Here is a 22,178-nt window from a genome sequence, read left to right on the forward strand (position 1 = left end):
TTTTGGAAAAGATCGTGTAGAGGTGATATTGATGATTCAATTGAAAGACGTCAAAAAAAGTTTTGGCCGGCAGAACGATGAAATCCTGGCGGTAGATAATGTCTCCTTAACGATTGAGGAGGGGGAAATCTTCGGTATCATTGGTTATAGCGGTGCCGGGAAGAGTACATTGATCCGCCTATTGAATGGCCTTGAAACTCCGACGACGGGAACAATCAAAATAGGAAACCGTGAAATATCGGCATTCACAGGCAAAGAACTGCGAGAAGCAAGACAAAAGATCAGCATGATTTTTCAGCATTTCAACTTGCTCTGGTCTCGTACCGTTAAGCAGAATATAGCATTTCCTCTTGAAATTGCCGGTGTGGCTAAAGCGGAGCGCGAACGGAAAGTGGCTGAATTGATCGATCTTGTCGGACTGAGTGGCAGGGAGAATGCATATCCATCCGAGCTATCCGGCGGTCAAAAGCAGCGTGTCGGTATTGCGCGGGCGTTGGCAAATGATCCTGAAGTCCTTCTATGCGATGAGGCGACTTCCGCACTTGACCCGGAAACCACAGATGCCATCCTTGATCTTTTGACAAGTATCAATGAACGGCTCGGATTGACGATTGTCCTGATTACACATGAAATGCATGTCATCCGGAAGATCTGTCATCGTGTGGCGGTCATGGAAGCCGGGAAAGTTGTGGAAATTGGTCCTGTACTGGACGTATTCCAGTCACCGAAAGCTCCGATTACGAAGCGGTTCGTTTCCCAAGTTACGGAACCTGCGGGAACCGAACAGGCACTTGCCCATTTACCGGGGGGCACGCTCATAAAACTTATCTTTGTCGGGGAACGGACGGAGCAGCCTGTCTTGGCGAGCTTGATCCGACAATATGAAATCGATGTGAATATTGTCCAAGGGAATATATCCCACACGAGAGGCGGGGCATATGGCTCGCTCATTTTACAGCTTGTCGGGAATGAAAATGATATTGGCGGGGCGATTGCCTACCTACATGAACAAGGTGTACAGACAGAGGTGATCGGCAATGATTGAAAATTTATTACCACATGTAAATTGGGATAAGATGTGGGAGGCGACTCTGGAAACGTTATATATGACAGGGCTCTCCACTTTATACACATTCGTATTCGGACTGGTTCTTGGCGTACTTTTATTCCTATCAAGCCCTGGCCAACTTTGGAAAAATAGATTGGTATACGGAGTCACCGGAGCGTTCGTCAATATATTCCGCTCCATCCCTTTCATCATTTTAATTATCCTGATCATTCCGTTCACGACATTGCTCGTTGGAACGATCCGCGGCCCTGAAGCTGCCATTCCGGCTCTTGTCATTGGAGCTGCGCCGTTTTATGCGAGAATGGTCATGATTGGCCTGCGTGAAATAGACCGAGGCGTTATCGAAGCTGCAAGATCGATGGGTGCGAAAACAAGTACGATCATCTTTAAAGTATTGCTGCCTGAATCGATGCCTGCTCTTATTTCAGGGCTTACAGTAACTTCGATTGCACTTGTCGGATATACGGCAATGGCCGGAGTCATCGGCGCGGGAGGACTTGGAAACCTCGCGTATTACGAAGGTTTTCAGCGAAGCCGGACTGACGTGATGATCGTCGCAACGGTTATCATCTTAGTCATCGTGTTCGTCATCCAACTTATAGGCGACTTAGCAGTTAAGGTATTGGACAAGCGTTAATTTAATTCAGCGTAAGTCCGCTGAATTAAATTAAAGCCTCCGGCGGATGTCACGGATTTTTAGGGGAGTTAGGGAGGAAGGCAGTCTAAGACCGCGACGTCCTGTCGCGACGACTGCATGACCTACTTCCTGTAGGCCTCTCGCTTGATAAAAATCCGGACGCAATTACGCCGAGGCGTAATTGATTAACCAGGGATTCCTGTTAATTATAAATATCATATGAGATTGGGGAGAGGTAAACATGAAAAAGGTATTATCGGCAATTCTATTGACAGTTCTTGTGCTTGCTTTGGCAGCATGCGGAACAAAAGATAAAGATGGAGGAAGCAAGAACGCTGATGGCGGTAATAAGGAAACGACGAAAATCGTAGTCGGTGCATCCAATACACCGCATGCCGTCATTTTGGAAAAAGTGAAGCCGTTGTTGAAGGAAAAAGGATACGACTTGGAAATCGAAACATACCAGGACTACATCTTGCCGAACAAAGACTTGGAATCGGGCCTATTGGATGCTAACTACTTCCAGACCATCCCTTACTTGGATAGTCAAATTGCTGATTTCGGCTACGACTTTGTCAATGCCGGAGGAATCCATATCGAACCGATGGGTGTTTATTCAAAGGAATATAAATCATTAGATGAACTTCCGGACGGTGCGACGGTCCTTATGAGCAACTCGGTATCGGATCACGGCCGTGTACTTGAAATGCTTGAAAAAGAAGGATTGATCACACTTGCTGAAGGTGTTGATAAAGTGAAAGCGGAACTCACAGACATTGTGGACAATCCGAAAAACCTGAAGTTCGAACCGGATTACGAAGCAGCATTACTTCCAACCCTGTTCAATAACAATGAAGGCGATGCTGTTTTAATCAACTCTAACTATGCTATCGATGCTGGCTTGAACCCGCTTAAAGATTCAATTGCAATTGAAGAAAGTGATTCTCCATACGTAAACGTTATTACCGTCCGTTCAGGCGACGAAAATAACGATGCAATCAAAGCGCTTGTAGAAGTCTTGACGTCTGAAGAAATCCAGGAATTCATTTTGAATGAATGGGGCGGCTCTGTCGTTCCTGTTGACTAATCGAGTACCGCCGTCTGCTTCCGTTATATCGGAGGCAGGCTTTTTTAATGTCTTCCATAAAATAGAAAGAATAATAAAGGTGTTTCCATTTTTTCTTTGCTATGGTAAAGTGGGTTTATTGTTTTTATAAACAATTGTAAATTTGAGGAGGACATTTTATGAAGAGGAAGATAGGCCTCATATGGCGAATCTTAATTGCCATAGGGCTTGCGGTTGGCTTAGGTATGTTGCTCCCAGAAATACATGAAGGTTTTGCACATTGGTTCACTAGGTTATTTGCGACGTTCAATATGATTTTCGGCGGTTTTCTAAACTTTGTCGTACCGTTTATCATCATTGCATTTATAGCACCTGGAATAGCGAAACTAGGCAGCGGATCTGGAAGGTTGTTAGGACTTGCTACTGTGCTTGCATATGCCTCTACGATTGCAGCAGGGATCTTGGCATTTTTTGCTGCAACGACAATCTTGCCTAATTTCATAGGCGGCATAGGCTCTGAATCCGTTGAAAATGCGGGAAAATCCCCGGCACTAACATTCTTCGAAATTGAAATGACACCTGTAATGGGCGTCATGTCGGCGTTATTGCTAGCATTCATTTTCGGTATTGGAATGGCGTCCATCAATAGTAAAACAATGCTATCATTCTTTGAAGAGCTGCATACACTTATTGAAAAAGTCATTTCGTTCGTCATCATCCCGTTATTGCCTTTCCATATCTTTGGCATATTCCTTAACATGACATACAGCGGGCAAGTGGCGAAAGTGTTGTCGGTCTTCTCGCTCGTATTCGTCATGGTCATCGCACTTCATTTCGTCATGCTCGTCATTCAGTACACAGTTGCGGGAACGCTTTCAAAAAAGAACCCGCTCTTCCTGATGAAAACGATGGCACCGGCTTATATGACAGCAATCGGGACGCAATCATCAGCGGCTACGATCCCGGTGACTTTGCGACAGGCGAAAAAGACAGGCGCATCGGAAAAAGTGACAGACTTTACGGTTCCGTTGTTTGCAACGATTCACCTCTCGGGCAGTACAATCACATTAGTTACTTGTTCCATCGGCGTCCTGCTCATGAATGGCTTGGAGGCCAGCTTCTCAAGCTATTTGCCATTCATTCTTATGCTCGGCGTGACAATGATTGCCGCACCGGGAGTCCCTGGAGGAGCCGTAATGGCAGCAGTGGGCCTTCTTGGCACAATGCTCGGCTTCGACGAATCGATGGTAGCATTGATGATCGCACTCTATATGGCACAGGACAGCTTCGGCACCGCCACGAACGTAACCGGCGACGGAGCACTAGCCATGATCGTTGACCGCCTCACTCCAAAAGTGAAAGGCGTAGAAACGGACTAACGTAAAAAGTAGGAGGGGGAATATATACTATTTCCTTCTTCTGCTTTTTTATTTTAAAATAAACATATATTCATTGATTCTCAATAAGCGTCTGATAGTTGAAAATGGGTTGCCTGGCACATTAACTAGCAAAACATTGAAATAATCGTATTTTCCCCATAAAACGATAATAATTCTTAATGATTTGCAACAACGTGCCGAATGAGCTAAAATTAGAATGATACTAAATAGAGAATGGTTTACCCCGTTCATCTTTATCATATTGGAGGTATTGGAATGGCAACTTTGGAAATCAAAGACCTTCACGTCGAAATTGAAGGTAAGGAAATATTGAAAGGCGTCAACCTAACAATCAATACAGGTGAGATACATGCGATCATGGGACCTAACGGAACCGGTAAATCGACACTTGCATCAGCAATCATGGGCCACCCAAAATATGAGGTGACTTCCGGGTCTGTTTTGCTTGATGGCGAAGATGTCCTTGAAATGGAAGTGGATGAGCGCGCTAAAGCGGGACTTTTCCTTGCAATGCAATATCCAAGTGAAATAAATGGAGTGACAAACGCGGACTTCATGCGTTCTGCTATCAATGCGCGCCGTGAAGAAGGCGATGAAATATCCCTTATGAAATTCATCCGTGAATTGGACAGCAAGATGGACGTCCTTGAAATGGATCAAGATATGGCGACTCGTTATTTGAACGAAGGATTCTCAGGCGGAGAGAAAAAACGCAATGAAATCCTTCAGTTGATGATGCTGAAGCCGAAATTTGCAGTACTTGACGAAATTGACTCCGGACTCGACATCGATGCTTTGAAAGTAGTTTCAAATGGAATCAATGAAATGCGTGGAGAAGGATTCGGATGCCTGATCATCACTCACTACCAACGCCTTCTCGACTACATCACGCCTGACTTTGTCCATGTTATGATGCAGGGCAGAGTTGTTAAATCTGGCGGAGCAGAGCTTGCGAAACAGCTTGAAGAGGCTGGTTATGATTGGATTAAGGAAGAATTAGGAATCGAAGATGAAACAGTAGGACAAGAAGCATAAGAAAGGGGACGATTCAAAATGACGGTTGAAACAAAAATGGCATTGACCGAACAGGACGTCCGCTCTTTCTCCGCAAGCATGAATGAAGCCGATTGGATGGCAGATTTCCGCGCAGATGCGTTAGCTAAAGTGGAACAGCTTCCGATGCCAACACCAGATAAAACGAAAATCGACAAATGGAACTTTGTTGAGTTCCCAGTACATGCAGTTGAAAGTTCAACTTTCGCGACACTGGCAGACCTGCCTGCGGAAGCGAAGGAATTGGTCAACGATGATCAACAGAATATCTATGTGCAGCATAATAATACACCTGCATTCCTTTCCCTATCAGATGACTTGAAGGCGAAGGGCGTTATCATGACTGATATTTTCACTGCTTCACGCGAGCATGCCGATCTACTGAAAAAGTATTTCATGACGGATGGCGTGAAGGTTGATGAACATAAGCTTACAGCGTTGCATGCAGCACTGATGAATGGCGGCGTCTTCGTCTATGTACCGAAAGGTGTCGAAGTCGCAGAACCGCTTCAAGTTCTGTTTTTACACGACGACGCTCAAGCATCCCTGTTCAACCATGTCATCGTCGTAGCTGAGGCGAACAGCTCCTTGACATACGTGGAAAACTATTTGTCCACAGTCGAAGAGGCTGCAGGACAGGCGAATATCGTTGCGGAAGTTTTCGCAGGCGATAACGCGAAAATTATCTACGGTGCAGTAGACGTCCTTGCAAAAGGATTCACGACGTACGTCAACCGCCGCGGGGTTGCCGGAATGCAGAGCCGTATCGAATGGGCGTTGGGATTGATGAACGACAGCGATACAATTTCTGAAAACATTACGCACCTCGTCGGAAACGGCTCTTCAAGCGATATGAAGACTGTCGTTGTCGGCCGCGGCAGCCAAAGGCAGAACTTCACATCTGAAATCGTCCACTGGGGACTTGATACAGATGCATTCATCTTGAAACACGGTGTAATGAAGGAGTCTTCTTCATCCATCTTCAACGGCATCGGCAGAATTGCAAAAGGTGCTACAAGATCGAACGCAGTCCAGGAATCACGGATCTTGATGCTCAGTGAAAAAGCCCGCGGTGATGCGAACCCGATCCTATTGATCGATGAAGACGATGTTACTGCCGGTCACGCAGCATCCGTAGGCCGTGTAGATCCGCTTCAATTGTTCTACTTGATGAGCCGTGGAATTTCGCAACAGGAAGCAGAACGCCTTGTCATCCATGGTTTCCTTGCACCTGTAGTTAGCAAATTGCCGATCGAAGGTGTCAAGAAGCAATTGACGGAGGTTATCGAAAGGAAAGTGCGCTAATGCTCAGCAAAGACATCCGCAAACATTTCCCGATACTTGACCAGGAAATCAACGGGCACCCGCTCGTTTATTTAGATAGCGCCGCGACTTCCCAAAAGCCGCGGCAAGTCATTGAGGCCATCAATGACTATTACGCGTATGACAACGCGAACGTCCACCGAGGCGTCCATACACTTGGCAACAGGGCAACCGACCATTATGAAGGAGCTCGTGAAAAAGTCCGCAAGTTCATCAATGCGAAATCGACGCAGGAAGTGATTTTCACTCGCGGAACGACAACAGCCCTCAACATGGTCGCCCAAAGCTATGGACGTGCGAATATTGAAGAGGGCGATGAAATCGTCATCACCCATATGGAACACCATTCCAATATTATTCCGTGGCAGCAATTGGCGAAGGAAAAAGGTGCAGTCCTGAAATATGTCATATTAGAAGAGGACGGCACACTCTCTCTTGATAAAGTTCGTCAAGCTGTTACTGATCGCACGAAGATTGTCTCGATCATGTATGTATCGAATGTGCTCGGTACGATGAACCCGATCAAGGAAATTACAGAGATTGCGCATGCTCATGGCGCTGTCATGGTCGTCGATGGTGCGCAGGCTGCTCCGCACTTGAAATTGGATGTCCAGGCATTGGACTGCGATTTCCTCGCTTTTTCTGGCCATAAAATGTGCGGCCCTACGGGGATTGGTGTCCTTTATGGAAAGAAAGAGCTATTGAACGAAATGGAGCCGGTTGAATTCGGTGGTGAAATGATCGATTTTGTCGGTCTATACGAATCAACGTGGAAAGAGCTTCCGTGGAAATTCGAAGGAGGCACGCCGATCATTGCAGGAGCGATTGGACTCGGCGCCGCTATCGACTTCCTGGAAGAAATCGGTTTAGATCAAATTGAAAAGCATGAACACGAGCTTGCAGGTTATGCGATGGAGAAAATGTCATCCATGGACGGTCTGACGATCTATGGACCGCGTGATCCTGATAAGCGTGCGGGCATCGTTACTTTCAATTTGGATAATGTCCACCCGCATGATCTTGCCACGGTACTAGATATGAACGGAATCGCAGTGCGGGCAGGTCATCATTGTGCACAGCCGCTTATGAAATGGCTCCAATGTTCTTCGACAGCCCGTGCAAGCTTCTATGTGTACAACACGGAAGAAGATGTTGACCGTCTCGTAGAAGGACTCCGTATTGCAAAGGAGTATTTCCAATAATGCCTACAAACAAATTAGACCAGCTATATCGCTCAGTCATCATGGATCATTATAAAAATCCACGGAACAAAGGTGTGCTGGAAGAGAACAATGTCACAATCGACATGAACAATCCGACGTGCGGAGATGTCATTCATCTGACCCTCAAAGTCGAAGATGGAATTGTGCAAGATGCCAAGTTCGAAGGGGAAGGTTGTTCAATCTCCATGGCTTCCGCATCGATGATGACACAGATCATCAAGAACAAAGACGTCGACACGGCCGTAAAATACGCCCATGTGTTTTCGGACATTATGCTCGGTAAAGAAATTGATGAATCCATCGATTTGGGGGATCTCGAAGCCCTTTCCGGAGTCGCCAAATTCCCTGCGCGCATCAAATGTGCAACACTCGCATGGAAGGCGATGGAAAAAGGTCTCGGGGCAGAAGACGACGAGCAATAATCCGAAAAATGGTTCCCGGCAATAAGTTGAATGCCGGGAAACCAGGGCAAAGCAATACAAATGTTAGAACGGAGGAATAATGATGGCTAAGAAAATGCCTGATATTGGCGATTACAAATATGGTTTCGCGGATAAAGACGTATCTGTTTTCCGTTCGGAGCGTGGGTTGACACGTGAAATAGTTGAAGAAATCTCAAGAATGAAAGAAGAACCGCAATGGATGCTGGACTACCGTCTGAAATCCCTTGAAATCTTCTACAGCAAACCGATGCCTCAATGGGGCGGAGATTTGAATTCTCTTAACTTCGACGAAATCACATATTACGTAAAACCTTCCGAAGCGACAGAGCGTTCGTGGGATGAAGTTCCGGAAGAAATCAAGCGTACATTTGATAAATTAGGGATTCCTGAAGCAGAGCAAAAATACCTTGCTGGTGTATCTGCACAGTATGAATCCGAAGTTGTTTACCACAACATGAAGTCCGAACTTGAAGACATGGGAATTGTCTTTAAAGACACAGACTCAGCGTTGCGTGAAAACGAAGAGCTCTTCAAAAAGTATTGGGGAACAGTCATTCCGAACACAGACAATAAGTTCGCAGCTTTGAACTCTGCTGTTTGGTCTGGAGGTTCATTCATCTATGTACCACCTGGCATCAAAGTGGAAACGCCACTTCAAGCTTATTTCCGTATCAACTCGGAAAACATGGGACAGTTCGAACGTACATTAATCATTGTAGATGAAGGCGCAAGCGTTCACTATGTTGAAGGTTGTACAGCACCTGTTTACACGACAAACTCACTTCATAGTGCGGTCGTAGAAATCCTCATCAAAAAAGATGCGTACTGCCGTTATACAACAATTCAAAACTGGGCAAACAACGTTTACAACCTAGTTACGAAGCGTGCAGTATGTGAAGCGAACGCAACAATGGAATGGATCGACGGCAACATCGGTTCGAAGCTTACAATGAAATACCCTGCATGTATCCTTAAAGGTGAAGGTGCACGTGGTATGACATTGTCCATCGCTTTGGCTGGTAAAGGACAGCACCAAGATGCAGGAGCTAAAATGATGCACTTGGCACCAAACACGTCATCCACAATCGTTTCAAAATCGATTTCCCAACATGGCGGTAAAGTAACGTACCGTGGAGTTGTCCACTTCGGCCGCCGTGCAGACGGTGCGCGTGCAAACATCGAATGTGATACGCTCATCATGGATAAATTATCGACGTCCGATACGATTCCATACAACGAAATTTTCAACGACAACATTTCACTCGAGCACGAAGCGAAAGTTTCGAAAGTCTCTGAGGAGCAGCTCTTCTACTTGATGAGCCGCGGAATTCCTGAGCTTGAAGCGACTGAAATGATCGTCATGGGCTTCATCGAGCCATTCACAAAAGAATTGCCGATGGAATACGCAGTAGAAATGAACAGATTGATCAAATTCGAAATGGAAGGCTCCATCGGATAATCAATTATTATGAAAACCGCCTCATTGCAGGCGGTTTTTTTCATTTTCAATCCCCACTCTATCAATCTGATACCCGCGCTCAAGAACTTGGCCCCCGCGCTCAAGAATCTGTTATCGCGCTCAAGAACCCGGCACTCGTGCTCAAGAATCTGTTATCGCGCTCAAGAACCCGGCACTCGCGCTCAAGAACCCGTCCGCCACGCTCAAAGCCACGATGCAAAATGGCGGAATCCCCGCATTGACATATGATATGATGAAAATATTCATCTATGAACGGAAAAGAGGGATACTATGATTCAAGTCGGATTGACAGGATGGGGAGACCATCCAGACGTCTATTCCCCAACCTCCAAAAAAAACGAAAAATTGATTGATTACAGCTCCCACTTTCCGATTGTTGAGCTGGACGCATCCTTTTACGCAATTCAACCGGAGCGCAATATCCGAAAGTGGATTACCGAAACACCCGATGACTTTCAATTCATTGTTAAAGCCTATCAAGGAATGACAGGTCATCAACGAGGAAAGCTGCCGTATTCAACTCCTGAGGAAATGTTCCAGCAGTTCAAGCTTTCCATCGATCCGATGCGGGAGGCCGGGAAGCTTGCTATGATTCTCGTTCAATTTCCGCCTTGGTTTGATTGCAAAAAGGAAAATGTGGACCAAATTAGATATATAAGAAGCCAACTGGATGGCTATGACGTGGCAATTGAGTTCCGCCATCAATCCTGGTACACTCCCTCCATGCAGGAGAAGACACTGTCATTTCTCAAGGAGCTAGATTTCATTCACACCGTCTGTGACGAGCCGCAAGCTGGTCTAGGAAGTGTCCCGCTCGTTGCTGAAACGACTCGAAGCGACAAGGTATTTGTCCGACTGCACGGCAGGAATGTAAATGGCTGGCAAAATACGACTGGTGACAATGAAGCGTGGCGCAAAGTCCGGTATCTCTATAATTATTCGGACGAAGAACTAGAACAAATCCGTCAAGCGACCCGAAAATTAGAGAGCGATACGGAGAATGTGTTTGTCATTTTCAATAATAATTCTGGTGGCCATGCAGCTGAGAACGCAAAACGCTTTCAAAAAATGATGGGCATTGACTTCCAGGCACTCGCACCTAAGCAGCTTGACTTTTTTGAGGAGGAATAAGAATGGCGTTTCTGTTGTTGGCAATTATCGGTGCAATATCCGGCGTGATGGGATCCATTGTCGGACTCGGAGGCGGGACGATTCTCGTACCGCTGACACTATTGGTTGGCATTAATTTCGGTTGGATTCCAGGCATCACTCCCCAAAGCGTAGTAGGGATTTCCGTCATCATGATGATCTTCAATGGTCTATCATCCACTATTTCACATATGAAAGTGAAAACCGTCGACTACCGAACCGGATGGATCTTCTTCGCAGGCTCCATACCTGGTATGATCATCGGGGCGTTTGTCAACAAAGGAATGGATTTGCCATCATTTAATTTATATTTCGGCATATTACTCATTGTCCTTTCCATCCTTTTGCTTGCACGCAAGTATTTAAAGCCGATCCAATGGTTTGTAGAGCATGGCAAGAAGAGGACATTTGTCGATCCGAATGGAGAGTCGCATGTATACGGGTATCCTGTATGGTTTGCCCTTCTATTGACATTCGTCATCGGATTCACTTCCGGCCTATTCGGAATCGGAGGGGGAACCATGATTGTTCCGGCGTTGATTCTGCTGTTCCTATTTCCGCCGCATGTCGCTGTCGGAACATCGATGTTCATCGTATTCCTATCTGCCATCGTCAATTCGATTACGCATATCTCTTTAGGGCATGTCCCTTGGCTTTATGCACTTTCCGTCATTCCGGGCGCCTACATCGGCGGCATGATCGGGACGACGCTCAATAAGAAGATGAGCTCGGATACATTAGTTCTCGTACTGCGGATTATGTTGTTGTTATTCGGTATAAGGTCAATCATTGAGGGGATTTGGGGTTGAGCCATGCAACGCAATGTAGAAACAATCCATATTTATCATACGAATGATATTCATAGCCATTTCGACAGTTGGCCAAAGATTAGCAGATATCTCCACTCGCAGAGAAAGCTGCATAATTCAGTACAGGAAGCCTGCTTCGTTTTCGACATTGGCGATCATGTCGACCGCTCCCATCCTTTCACAGAAGGGACATCCGGCAAGGGCAATGTCGCATTGTTGAACAGAGCGGGATACGACGCTGTGACAATCGGCAATAATGAAGGAATCACAATGTCAAAACGAGCATTAAGCACCCTTTACGAAAGCGCCGATTTCGATGTCGTTCTTTGCAATTTATCGGAGACGGACGGTTCACTCCCGCAATGGCTGAAGCCTTACCGGATTTATAAAACGGCTAAGGGGCTTTCCATCGGGGTCATAGGAGCTACGGCGATGTACACGGACTTTTATGAGAAATTGGGTTGGCATATCGAAGAGCCGAGGCGGTTAGTGGAAAGTGTGGCTGAACAAATCCGGCATAGCACGGACATCATTGTTTGCCTATCGCATTTAGGTGTGAATGAAGACAGGCTTCTTGCTGAAGAATGCGGCCTGATTGACGTCATTTTAGGGGCACATACCCATCATTTATTCCCGGAAGGCGAGATGGTGAATGACGCTCTATTGGCTGCCACAGGAAAGTTTGGGGAGTATGTCGGACATGTTGAAATCCATATCGATACAAGCAAGAAAAAGGTCATCGGAAAAGTAGCGGAAGTTGTCCATGTGAGCGGACTGGAAAGCCGGGAAGAGGACGTACAGGAAGTGAATGACCTGATTCAAGCAGGGAATCAAGCGTTGGAGGAAAACGTCTTCTTTACGAAGATGCCCTTAAAGCAACAGCTCTTCATGGATAGCCCAATGTCCTCGTTTTTCGGAAGGGCAATGATTGAGTACACAGGCGCAGACTGTGCGATGTTCAATGCCGGTATATTCCTAGGGAGCCTCGATAAGGGGTGGGTGACGAAGCGCATGGTGCATGCCTTGCTGCCGCACCCGATAAACCCTTGTACGATTACGTTGGATGGGGCGGAACTGTTGGAGGTTCATAGGCTGTCCAGCAATGAATCATGGCCGGAAACGGAAATCAAAGGGCTGGGCTTTCGCGGCACATACATGGGGAAAATGATTTTCGAGAGACTCTTCCGGACAGACGATGGTGAATTGTTCGCCGGGAATCGAAAAGTGGAAGTTGGAAAAACGTATAAGTTGGCAACTCTGGATATGTTCACATTCGGCTTCTTTTTCCCGATTCTGAAACAGGCGGAGAAAGAATACCATATGCCCGAACTGATACGTGATGTTTTCATCTGGTACGGAGTGAAACGAGACAGACAAACTGATCTGGATGTAAGAACTGCACGTTATAAACGAGAATGAACGGCCCTGTTCCTGCATACTATTAGGCAGGAGGGGTCGTTTTGAGATTTTATGGGCAACCGTCTCGAAATTATATAAGAAGGAATCGGCACCGCGGTTCCAATCATACTGGCAGACCTCGCCGAAAGCGTCGTTTATTGCCGTTTATCTTCCCGGCGATTATAGTGACAATCGCTCTTTTTCTATATTTTGTAAACTCGAAACTCACTCCGATTTACCTCTCCTATGCGGAAGTTGAAACGGAGAGGATTGCAGCGCATGTTATTACACAGGCGATTAAATCAAGATCTACCGATATTTATGATGTGAGCGACATCATCGAGAATGTGCCGAGTGGCTCACCTGGAATGGTGACAAATACAATGAATGCTGAAATTATCAATAAAACTAGAGCAGAAATCCATAGTCTCATAGAAGCTTATCTTAAAATGGCTGAAAGCGGGAACTTGGAAATGCTTCCGCTCAGCGAAGACATCGAATATGATCCCGAAGCGATGGAAGCAGGAGGAGGCGTCGTCTTCTTCGTGCCGATGGGGCAAGCGACGGGCCTACCGTTAATCGGAAACTTCGGACCTAAGATTCCGATTCGGTTCCACGTTATCGGGGAAGCACAGACGACAGTCGAGACAGGCATCACTGAGTTCGGGCTAAATAACGCGATGGTTGAAGTGAATATATTGGTGACGGTTAATGTCCAGATCATTGTCCCGCTTGCGACACAGAGAAGCGTCGTTGAACAGCGGATACCTGTAGCCATTGGTTTGATTCAGAGCCCAATTCCTCAAATCTATAACGGAGGCGGAAACAATCCTCCGCAAATTGAAGTCCCATTCACGCCTGGCGGTCAATAATAATAGCGCTTGAAAAATAGAGAAACTGTGTTATGCTAGGATAACAAAGAGGAACACCGATTAGGTAGAGGCTGCAAGGCTTATTAGTAATGGACGCGAGATTGGCATCGAAGACCGCCCGTGAAAGGAAGTTTTGCCGAAGCATGGAATGGAACGCCAACCATCCATAGCTGGGGTCATTTCGAATAGGAATGACACTGTCATGCAATTAGCGCATGATGAGCTACAGATCGTACGTAGATAAAACATCTTAGATTATCTTACAAACGACCGTAGAATAAGCCGACACCTGATGCACATCCTAGTGCAATAGGTGTCGGTTTTTTTCCTTTCTACATCTAGCTCCGGTCGCTGAAAGAGGATGCCTTAATTTCTGCAAAAATCGCAGAAATACGGCAAATCGAACACTTCGCCGTTCGATTGGCTCGGGGTCATAAGTCAAAGCTGCTCTGTGGCAAAAAGCGCCACGCCGCATCTTCGCCTTATGCCTGTCGCCTCTAAACAGGCGCCCTTCGCTTTTGTTTTCACCTATAGTTCTTCAATCAAATATTGGAGGAATGTTTTTATGATAGGCACTTGGGTTTCAATTTTGCCGCCGATCGTGGCAATTGTTATGGTGTTAGCGACAAAGAGGGTACTGGTATCACTTGGATCGGGAATTGTAACAGCTGCATTATTGGTGGCCAGTTTTTCACCGGTCGACACGTTGAAAAATCTTTGGACAGGCATGATTGTCTCCTTCTGGTCTGAAGGGGAATTGAATACGTATAATATTTTCATCATGATCTTCATTTTATTATTGGGTGTCATTACGGCTTTTGTCAGTTTGTCCGGGGGAAGCAGGGCTTTTGCGGATTGGGCTGTTAAACGCATTAAAACGAGACGCGGTGCGAAGCTGTTGACCGTATTGCTCGGGATCCTCATTTTTGTGGACGATTACTTCAATTCATTGGCAGTCGGGCAAATTGCGCGGCCGATTACGGATCAGCATCGTATTTCCAGAGCGAAATTGGCATATTTCATCGATTCCACATCCGCGCCGATTTGCGTTGTGTCCCCGATTTCAAGTTGGGGGGCATTTTTAATCGGGCAGTTGGCTCTTATTTTGGGTACGTCTGCTGCAATCGACTATTCGCCATTATCCGCATTTCTCATGATGGCGCCGATGAATTTTTATGTAATCGCAACGTTAGCAATGGTGTTTTTCTTTGCTTGGACTAATATCGATTATTTTGAAATGAATAGACATGAGACGCGTGCTCAAGAAACTGGGGAGCTTTTCGATCCGAATAAAGACATTCCGGGTCAATTGAAAGAGGATTTCCCAGTTCACTCCTACGGACGAGTCATCGATTTGATTGCACCGATCATTACACTTGTCATCGTTACACTGGGGATGATGATGTGGACGGGATATCGAATTGGCGGCTCGGCGAGTATTTGGACCATTTTCGAAAACACGGATGTTCCAATGTCATTGATGGTAGGCGGTCTATCAGGTACCGTATTGGCAGCAGTCCTTTATATTTCACAGATGGGCAAAAACGAGACCGCTTCGTACAATCTTGTAGGCAAAGCATTCATCAGCGGTATCAAAGCAATGATGCCGGCAATTCTCATCTTGATTTTTGCATGGGGGTTGACGCATTTAATTGGCGTGTTGGAAACAGGGCCTTTCCTGTCAAGTGTCGTTGAACAGTCAAATGTGCCTGTCAACTTCCTGCCGGTCATCATGTTTGTCCTTGCAGGGTTGATGGCATTTTCTACTGGGACATCTTGGGGCTCTTTCGGAATCCTTCTTCCGATTGCAGGAACGATTATGATTAATGCAGAGCCTGAACTGCTGCTTCCTGCGTTGTCCGCAGTATTAGCAGGGGCTGTTTTCGGGGACCACTGCTCACCGATTTCCGATACGACGATTCTATCTTCGACCGGTGCGGGATCCAATCATATGGATCACGTATCGACTCAGCTCCCTTATGCATTGATTTCAGCAGGCATTGCATCAATCGGTTATATCGTACTCGGACTCACAGGATCGGTTTGGATCGGACTTGCAGTAGTTATCGTTCTAATTGCTGGCTTATTTACAATATGGACTTCAAAACGGAATAAAGCAGAAGCGAGGGCAACTTCCTACTGACACATATGAACTGCCACATCCGCCGGGCTCCCGGCAGATGTGGCTTTTTTTATTGTGATGAAGCATAAAACGGGTTCTCCAATCATAATTTTCAATACCGACACACTTCCAGATTCCTGTAATGAAAAAGTAAACCTGATCACTGAGATGGATATTTTTTCAATAAAAAACATTTTGACAATAGATACTAAGACGGATATACTAGTTCTAAGATTATATAATAATCTGAAAATGGTAAATTATTAACAGAGTTAAGGGAAAGGGGAATTTTAATGGAACAGCGTTCGCAATGGGGGACACGCGCCGGCTTTATATTAGCGGCTGTCGGATCTGCTGTCGGCTTAGGAAACATCTGGCGTTTTCCATACGTTGCGTATGAAAACGGCGGAGGGGCATTTTTTATTCCATACTTATTTGCACTTCTGACAGCAGGGATTCCAATTCTCATCATGGAATTCACGATAGGTCATAAGTATCGTGGTTCTGCGCCGCTATCTTTCTTTCGTATGAAAGGGAAAGGGGCAGAATGGTTGGGATGGTGGGGTATATTCGTCTCATTCGTTATTTCGACGTATTATGCAGTCATCATCGCTTGGGCAATGAAGTACACGATCTATTCCTTGAATATGGCATGGGGGGATGATACAGGAGGATTCCTGTTCGGAAGCGTACTCAACTTGGCGGATACTCCAGGGGAGGTCGGTGGTCTGGTACCGGGCGTACTCATTCCGCTTATCCTTGTCTGGGCAATCGCCTTCATCATTCTCCTGGCTGGAGTTAAACGAGGAATTGAATTGGCGAACAGGATTTTCATTCCGACGCTTGTCGTTGTGTTCCTTCTCGTCGTCATTCGAGCAGTCACGCTCGACGGGGCGCTGCTCGGTCTAGATGCATTCTTCAAACCGGATTTGAGCAAGTTGGCAAACTCACAAGTATGGGTAGCGGCATATGGACATATTTTCTTCAGTCTATCAATTGCCTTTGCCATCATGATCACCTATTCAAGTTATTTGCCGAAGAAGTCGGATATTACAAATAATGCATTCATCACTGGATTTGCGAACTCAGGATTCGAATTGCTTGCGGGTATCGGAGTGTTTGCTGCGCTTGGCTTCATGGCGACACAAGCAAACACATCGGTTGCAGAAGTTGCTTCAGCAGGAGTAGGACTCGCATTTGTCGTATTCCCGAAAATTATCAACGAAATGCCGGGGATGAATGGACTATTCGGAGTGTTGTTCTTCTTGTCGCTCGTCTTGGCGGGCCTCACATCGCTCATCTCGATCTGTGAGACGTATATCGCAGGGATTTCGGAAAAATTCAACATTTCACGTACAAAGTCCGTTCTTTTCGGTGTAGGCCTTGCAGCGATCATTTCCTTGCTGTTTGCTACACGCGGCGGCTTGTATTTCCTAGACGTGGCCGACTACTTCATTAATCAGTTCGGTGTAGCTGCAATCGGCTTGGTGGAAGTTATCCTTATTGTTTGGGTCTTCAAGAAACTTCGTGTATTCGAAGACCATGCAAATGAAATCTCTGATATCCAAGTCGGCCCACTTTGGAGAATTTGTTTGAGATTCATTACACCGGCCGTCCTTGGCTATATGATGTTCGATTTATTGCGCATCAATATCTTCAAATTGCATGAGACGGACAATGGTAATTACGAAGGGTATTCTGACGCGTTCATCATGTCGATTGGTTGGATGGTCGCCTTGTTCGCCATCGTCATGGCCATCATCTTTACAGTTATGAAATGGAACAAGAAAACTACGGACTCAACAGACTTCGATAATCGATAAGGAGGATTCGCTATGAGCGCTGGAGCTATTTTTATGATGATTCTCGGAATCCTCGTCATTTGGGGTGGACTTGCGGGAAGTATATTTTGGGCAGTATCTAAATCGAAAAGCAGAGCCTAACCTGTTTGAATGAAATGACAAAGGAAGAAAGCGCATGTATCAAGGCGCTTTCTTTTCTTATTTCTGTAGCAAACTCTTTGCCATCAATAGTTGTTGGATGTCAGAATATATGATACATTGGCAGAAGTGATATACTGCAAAACAAGCAAATAGGAATGGAGTCGGTTATCGTGTCATGTAGACCAGAAGTAGGGAAAAAGACAGAACATGTTCGAAAGCCCGATTGGCTGAAAATAAAATTGAACACGAATGAAAACTATACAGACCTTAAAAAATTAATGCGTGAAAAGAACTTACATACCGTTTGTGAGGAAGCCCGCTGCCCGAACATTCATGAATGCTGGGGGGAACGCCGTACTGCTACATTCATGATCCTTGGTGCCGTTTGTACACGTGCTTGCCGTTTCTGTGCAGTGAAAACCGGGCTGCCTAACGAGCTTGACTTAGCAGAGCCTGAACGCGTTGCGGATTCCGTGGCACTCATGAACTTGAAACATGTCGTTGTTACAGCTGTTGCAAGAGATGACTTGAAGGATGGAGGATCCACAGTGTTTGCTGAAACGATCCGTGCCATCCGCCGTAAGAACCCGTTTACGACAGTCGAAGTATTGCCGTCCGACATGGGAGGCGAATATGAGAACCTCGAGCGCTTGATGGATGCAAAACCTGATATTCTGAATCATAATATCGAAACGGTCCGCAGATTGACACCGCGGGTCAGGGCACGTGCGACATACGATCGTTCCTTGGAACTTCTTCTACGGGCAAAGGAAATGTATCCGGAAATACCGACGAAGTCCTCCTTGATGCTTGGGCTTGGCGAGACAGTAGAGGAAATCATCGAAACGATGGATGATCTACGTGCACATAAAGTGGATATCATGACAATTGGCCAATATCTACAACCAACAAAAAAACATCTGAAAGTCCAAAAATACTACACGCCCCAAGAATTTGGAGAGCTGCGCGAAATCGCAATGTCAAAAGGATTTTCCCATTGCGAAGCGGGTCCGTTGGTCCGATCAAGCTATCATGCTGATGAACAGGTCAATGCCGCTGCAAGAGAAAAACAGCGGATTGGTGACGCAATGTTAGAAACAACGGTACAAAGCTGAAAATGGAAGTGATTAGTTTGGTGACGATAAATAATTTCGAATACGAAATTCAGATAGACTATCGGGATGGATTCAACGAGGAAGCATTGGTTGCCAGGTTCAGTGACGTCCTATCCAAGTACGATTATATTTTAGGAGATTGGGGTTACGGTCAGCTACGTCTGAAAGGTTTTTATGAGGATCGCAATTCCAAGGCGACGTATGAAACGAAGATCAGCACTTTGCAGGATTACCTGTATGAATACTGCAATTTTGGGTGCGCCTATTTTGTCCTTCGGAAAGTCGGCAAGGTGAAGATCCAGCCAGTTGAACTGGAACACGAGCAGGAACAGGAATAGGAAGGATAGAACCGCCTAGTGCGCAGGATGCTGTGTGCAAGGCGGTTCATTCGTATGCCCGTTATGATATGATGGAATGGAGTTTAGACAACCGGGAGGGAACAGTTTTGTACTTTATCGATCGTCAAAAAATTAATGAAACACTTGCTTATATGGAAAGTCTTCTGGCTTTAATTGAAGGACATCAAAAATGGAATGAAAGTAAAATCAACGCCTTGGCACTTGAGAGGATTGCTCATACAATCGTCGAGTCCATCATTGATGTCGGCAATTCTATGATTGATGGCTTCATCATGCGTGATCCGGGAAGCTATGACGATATTATCGACATTATGGAAGATGAAAAAGTGATTTCCCCGGAAATGGCTGACCCGTTGAAAAAAGTGATCGGACTTCGCAAGATGATCGTCCGTGAATTTGTCGACGTGGACAATGAGGAGATTGAATCAGTTTTGAAAGAAACAAAAGAGGAGATCAAAGCATTCCCAGAGAAGGTCAGGCATTATTTGGAGAATGAACTGGGTCCTGTTTCCGCCTTCAGCCCGATGGATCAATAGTATATTGAAATAAAAAAGAACCGCAATGAATTGCGGTTCTTCGCTGTCATCGTCCAGCTCCGGTTAGCAGCCTCTCGGGTCACTTCGGTCTTGAAAGAAAAGGCAAAAAGCGCCTTTTTTTCAAGCCCTCCAGTGAAAGCCGTCACGCAGAACGGCTTTTGCGAGTAAAAGCAAAGCGTTACGAGCACAGGGTGGATGCATTAATTTCTGCAAAGAGCGCAGAAATACGGCAAATCAAACCCTTCGCTGTTTGATTGGCTAAACGCCACCCTACACTTTTGATCTTAGAAAAGTGGGTTTTCTTCAATGAATTGATAAATTCGTTCCGTCAATTCATCAGGCGTATCAGCTTCGACCACCTCACCATTAACGAGGGCATATAATCCTTCAGCACATTTAGTGCAATAACTGAGACAGCCATATTCCAACACATCTATGTTTGGATCCCTTTCCAATGCTTCCAATGTCTTCTGTGAACCGTTAGCAAGATTGCTCATACAGAATTCTACGATCGGATTCACAACGATCACCTCACCTACTTGGCATGCTACTCTTATTTTCATCTGTCGTCAAATAGGATGTCTTATTGTGAAACTTCTCACAAACTGATATAATCATTGTGGGAATAAATCGGAAAATCGATTGACAAAGGAGAAAACTATGAGAAAACTAGTATTATTAGGTGCAGGCTACGGTAATATGCGCATTCTGCTTCGTCTACTCAATAAAGAATTGCCCACCGATCTGGAAATCACATTGATTGACAGGACACCTTTCCATAGTCTTAAAACAGAATTTTATGCATTAGCAGCAGGAACAGCCCCTGATTCGGATATTCGTGTCGCGCTGCCGGCACATGAAAAACTAAAGGTCGTTGAAGGGGAAATCGCGAAAATCAAGTTGGAAGAGAAGGCGATTCTGCTCCGCAATGGTGAAGAGGTCCCGTATGACGAGCTTGTCATCGGACTCGGTTGCGAGGATAACTACCACGATGTTCCGGGAGCGGCCGAATACACGAGCAGCATCCAGACAATCGGCCAGTCGAGAGCCACATACAAGCTGCTGCAAGGGCTTGGCGGGGGAGCGACAGTCGGCATCGTAGGCGCAGGATTGAGCGGAATTGAACTCGCGAGTGAATTACGGGAAAGCCGGCCGGATCTGAAAATTAAATTATTCGATAGGGGACCACGCATCCTGAAGGATTTCCCTGAACGGCTAAGCAACTACGTCAAAGATTGGTTCGACAAGCATGAAGTGGAAGTCGTCTCCAACTCGAACATTACGAAAGTTGAAGAGAATGTCCTTTACAACCACGAGGATGAAATTCATGTCGACGCTGTCGTATGGACTGCTGGAATCCAGCCGGTCGCTATCGCACGTGAATTGGACGTGGAAATGAACAGAGGCCGAATTGTGCTAAACCAATACCACCAAATTCCTGGCCATGAGAATGCATATGTGGTTGGTGACATCGCAGATCTTCCTCACGCACCGAGCGCCCAGCTTGCAGAGGAACAGGCGGAACAAATCGTCAAAGTGCTCCGCCATGTATGGAATAATGAACCATTGCCGCAAGAGATGCCTGAAATCAAGCTCAAAGGTTTCATGGGCTCCTTAGGAAAGAAACAAGGCTTCGCCTACCTTGCAGACCGCACTGTTACAGGACGTATTGCAAGATTGCTGAAGTCGGGTGTGCTTTGGATGTACAAATGGCATAATGGGTAATCGTAAAAACCTTTTCCACGATAAGCGGAAAAGGTTTTTGGTTCTCAGTTACCTGGTTTCATTATCAATAATACCATTACGCAGGGATAAATCCGTGCTTCTCCAACTCATTGAATACCGGTTTTAATTGGATGTAACCTTCGCCGATCACTTCATCCTCGATAATGACAAGCGGATAGAAATATTCATCATTCTTCACTTGTTCGGCAATGCCATTCTGTCTCGGATCAGTAATTTCGGCTTCAATATCGATGTATTCAATGTCAAATGGCTGCCCCGGATATTTCCTGCCAATCGCTGCCTGCAGCCACTCGTATGTATCCTTTGAAGAAGGTGCGTTTACACAGCTTGCGCAAATAATATCCGCACCATAGATTTCTATTTTTACATTGTTCTGCTCCATACTTACAACCCCTCCCGATTCTCTATTGGATTTTTTCTTCAATCCAGTTTATA

22 protein-coding genes and 1 riboswitch are annotated in these 22,178 nt (G+C 45.8%); of the genes, 20 read left to right on the plus strand and 2 right to left on the minus strand.

Annotated features, from left to right (window positions below; genetic code table 11):
- The first annotated feature begins 31 nt into the window (after positions 1-31).
- The 19 genes from M3193_RS14990 (at position 32) to M3193_RS15080 (ending at position 19,997) form a co-directional block, all read left to right on the plus strand.
- Positions 32-1,045: a methionine ABC transporter ATP-binding protein gene (locus M3193_RS14990; RefSeq protein WP_251629307.1), complete on the plus strand. Its 1,014-nt coding sequence runs from the start codon at positions 32-34 to the stop codon at positions 1,043-1,045.
- Positions 1,038-1,706, plus strand: a complete 669-nt coding sequence (locus tag M3193_RS14995) for a methionine ABC transporter permease (protein ID WP_251629309.1) — start codon at positions 1,038-1,040, stop codon at positions 1,704-1,706. Before M3193_RS14990 ends, M3193_RS14995 begins: the two co-directional genes overlap by 8 nt.
- A gap of 241 nt (positions 1,707-1,947) precedes the next feature.
- Complete coding sequence (locus tag M3193_RS15000) at positions 1,948-2,793, plus strand: MetQ/NlpA family ABC transporter substrate-binding protein (protein WP_251629311.1); 846 nt, start codon at positions 1,948-1,950, stop codon at positions 2,791-2,793.
- Between the two features lie 158 nt (positions 2,794-2,951).
- Positions 2,952-4,151, plus strand: coding sequence for a dicarboxylate/amino acid:cation symporter (locus tag M3193_RS15005; RefSeq protein WP_251629313.1), 1,200 nt, complete (start codon positions 2,952-2,954; stop codon positions 4,149-4,151).
- A gap of 276 nt (positions 4,152-4,427) precedes the next feature.
- Complete coding sequence (gene sufC, locus M3193_RS15010; RefSeq protein ID WP_251629316.1) at positions 4,428-5,207, plus strand: Fe-S cluster assembly ATPase SufC; 780 nt, start codon at positions 4,428-4,430, stop codon at positions 5,205-5,207.
- A gap of 18 nt (positions 5,208-5,225) precedes the next feature.
- Positions 5,226-6,530, plus strand: a complete 1,305-nt coding sequence (sufD, locus tag M3193_RS15015; RefSeq protein WP_251629318.1) for a Fe-S cluster assembly protein SufD — start codon at positions 5,226-5,228, stop codon at positions 6,528-6,530.
- Positions 6,530-7,750 (plus strand): cysteine desulfurase, encoded by a 1,221-nt coding sequence (locus M3193_RS15020; RefSeq protein WP_251629320.1) that lies wholly within the window; start codon positions 6,530-6,532, stop codon positions 7,748-7,750. Before sufD ends, M3193_RS15020 begins: the two co-directional genes overlap by 1 nt.
- Positions 7,750-8,193, plus strand: a complete 444-nt coding sequence (gene sufU, locus M3193_RS15025) for a Fe-S cluster assembly sulfur transfer protein SufU (RefSeq protein WP_251629322.1) — start codon at positions 7,750-7,752, stop codon at positions 8,191-8,193. The genes M3193_RS15020 and sufU overlap by 1 nt, the downstream gene beginning before the upstream one ends.
- An 82-nt stretch (positions 8,194-8,275) precedes the next feature.
- Positions 8,276-9,673 (plus strand): Fe-S cluster assembly protein SufB, encoded by a 1,398-nt coding sequence (sufB, locus tag M3193_RS15030; protein WP_251629324.1) that lies wholly within the window; start codon positions 8,276-8,278, stop codon positions 9,671-9,673.
- A 291-nt stretch (positions 9,674-9,964) separates the two neighbouring features.
- The gene (locus M3193_RS15035; protein WP_251629333.1) at positions 9,965-10,825 is read left to right on the plus strand and encodes a DUF72 domain-containing protein; all 861 of its coding nucleotides are present in this window, start codon (positions 9,965-9,967) and stop codon (positions 10,823-10,825) included.
- A gap of 2 nt (positions 10,826-10,827) precedes the next feature.
- Complete coding sequence (locus tag M3193_RS15040; protein ID WP_251629335.1) at positions 10,828-11,652, plus strand: sulfite exporter TauE/SafE family protein; 825 nt, start codon at positions 10,828-10,830, stop codon at positions 11,650-11,652.
- Between the two features lie 3 nt (positions 11,653-11,655).
- A complete protein-coding gene (locus M3193_RS15045; protein ID WP_251629337.1) occupies positions 11,656-13,071 on the plus strand; it encodes a bifunctional metallophosphatase/5'-nucleotidase in 1,416 nt (471 codons plus the stop codon).
- Between the two features lie 41 nt (positions 13,072-13,112).
- Positions 13,113-13,922 carry a sporulation protein YunB gene (gene yunB, locus M3193_RS15050; protein ID WP_251629339.1) on the plus strand — a complete coding sequence of 270 codons (810 nt, stop codon included), beginning with the start codon at positions 13,113-13,115 and terminating at the stop codon, positions 13,920-13,922.
- A gap of 57 nt (positions 13,923-13,979) precedes the next feature.
- A riboswitch (Lysine riboswitch) is annotated at positions 13,980-14,156 on the plus strand.
- Positions 14,157-14,487: 331 nt separating this feature from the next.
- Complete coding sequence (locus tag M3193_RS15055) at positions 14,488-16,065, plus strand: Na+/H+ antiporter NhaC family protein (protein WP_251629341.1); 1,578 nt, start codon at positions 14,488-14,490, stop codon at positions 16,063-16,065.
- A 272-nt stretch (positions 16,066-16,337) separates the two neighbouring features.
- Positions 16,338-17,867 carry a sodium-dependent transporter gene (locus tag M3193_RS15060; protein ID WP_251629343.1) on the plus strand — a complete coding sequence of 510 codons (1,530 nt, stop codon included), beginning with the start codon at positions 16,338-16,340 and terminating at the stop codon, positions 17,865-17,867.
- Between the two features lie 12 nt (positions 17,868-17,879).
- A complete protein-coding gene (locus M3193_RS15065; RefSeq protein WP_251629345.1) occupies positions 17,880-17,987 on the plus strand; it encodes a methionine/alanine import family NSS transporter small subunit in 108 nt (35 codons plus the stop codon).
- A gap of 155 nt (positions 17,988-18,142) precedes the next feature.
- Positions 18,143-19,102, plus strand: coding sequence for a lipoyl synthase (gene lipA, locus M3193_RS15070; protein ID WP_251629347.1), 960 nt, complete (start codon positions 18,143-18,145; stop codon positions 19,100-19,102).
- Between the two features lie 17 nt (positions 19,103-19,119).
- Positions 19,120-19,440: a YutD family protein gene (locus tag M3193_RS15075; RefSeq protein WP_251629349.1), complete on the plus strand. Its 321-nt coding sequence runs from the start codon at positions 19,120-19,122 to the stop codon at positions 19,438-19,440.
- Positions 19,441-19,547: 107 nt separating this feature from the next.
- Positions 19,548-19,997, plus strand: a complete 450-nt coding sequence (locus M3193_RS15080) for a DUF86 domain-containing protein (protein WP_251629351.1) — start codon at positions 19,548-19,550, stop codon at positions 19,995-19,997.
- 284 nt (positions 19,998-20,281) lie between these two features.
- Here M3193_RS15080 and M3193_RS15085 read toward each other — a convergent pair whose 3' ends face one another.
- Positions 20,282-20,518 carry a YuzB family protein gene (locus M3193_RS15085; RefSeq protein WP_251629353.1) on the minus strand — a complete coding sequence of 79 codons (237 nt, stop codon included), beginning with the start codon at positions 20,516-20,518 and terminating at the stop codon, positions 20,282-20,284.
- A 139-nt stretch (positions 20,519-20,657) separates the two neighbouring features.
- On the opposite strand from M3193_RS15085, the gene M3193_RS15090 reads away from it, so the two are divergent.
- Positions 20,658-21,722, plus strand: a complete 1,065-nt coding sequence (locus M3193_RS15090; RefSeq protein WP_251629355.1) for an NAD(P)/FAD-dependent oxidoreductase — start codon at positions 20,658-20,660, stop codon at positions 21,720-21,722.
- Between the two features lie 76 nt (positions 21,723-21,798).
- Here the strand turns inward: M3193_RS15090 and M3193_RS15095 are convergent, their stop codons facing one another.
- Positions 21,799-22,125 carry a YuzD family protein gene (locus tag M3193_RS15095; protein WP_251629358.1) on the minus strand — a complete coding sequence of 109 codons (327 nt, stop codon included), beginning with the start codon at positions 22,123-22,125 and terminating at the stop codon, positions 21,799-21,801.
- Positions 22,126-22,178: the final 53 nt, after the last annotated feature.

Origin of the sequence: Sporosarcina luteola, from assembly GCF_023715585.1 — a bacterium.
GTDB lineage: Bacteria > Bacillota > Bacilli > Bacillales_A > Planococcaceae > Sporosarcina > Sporosarcina luteola_D.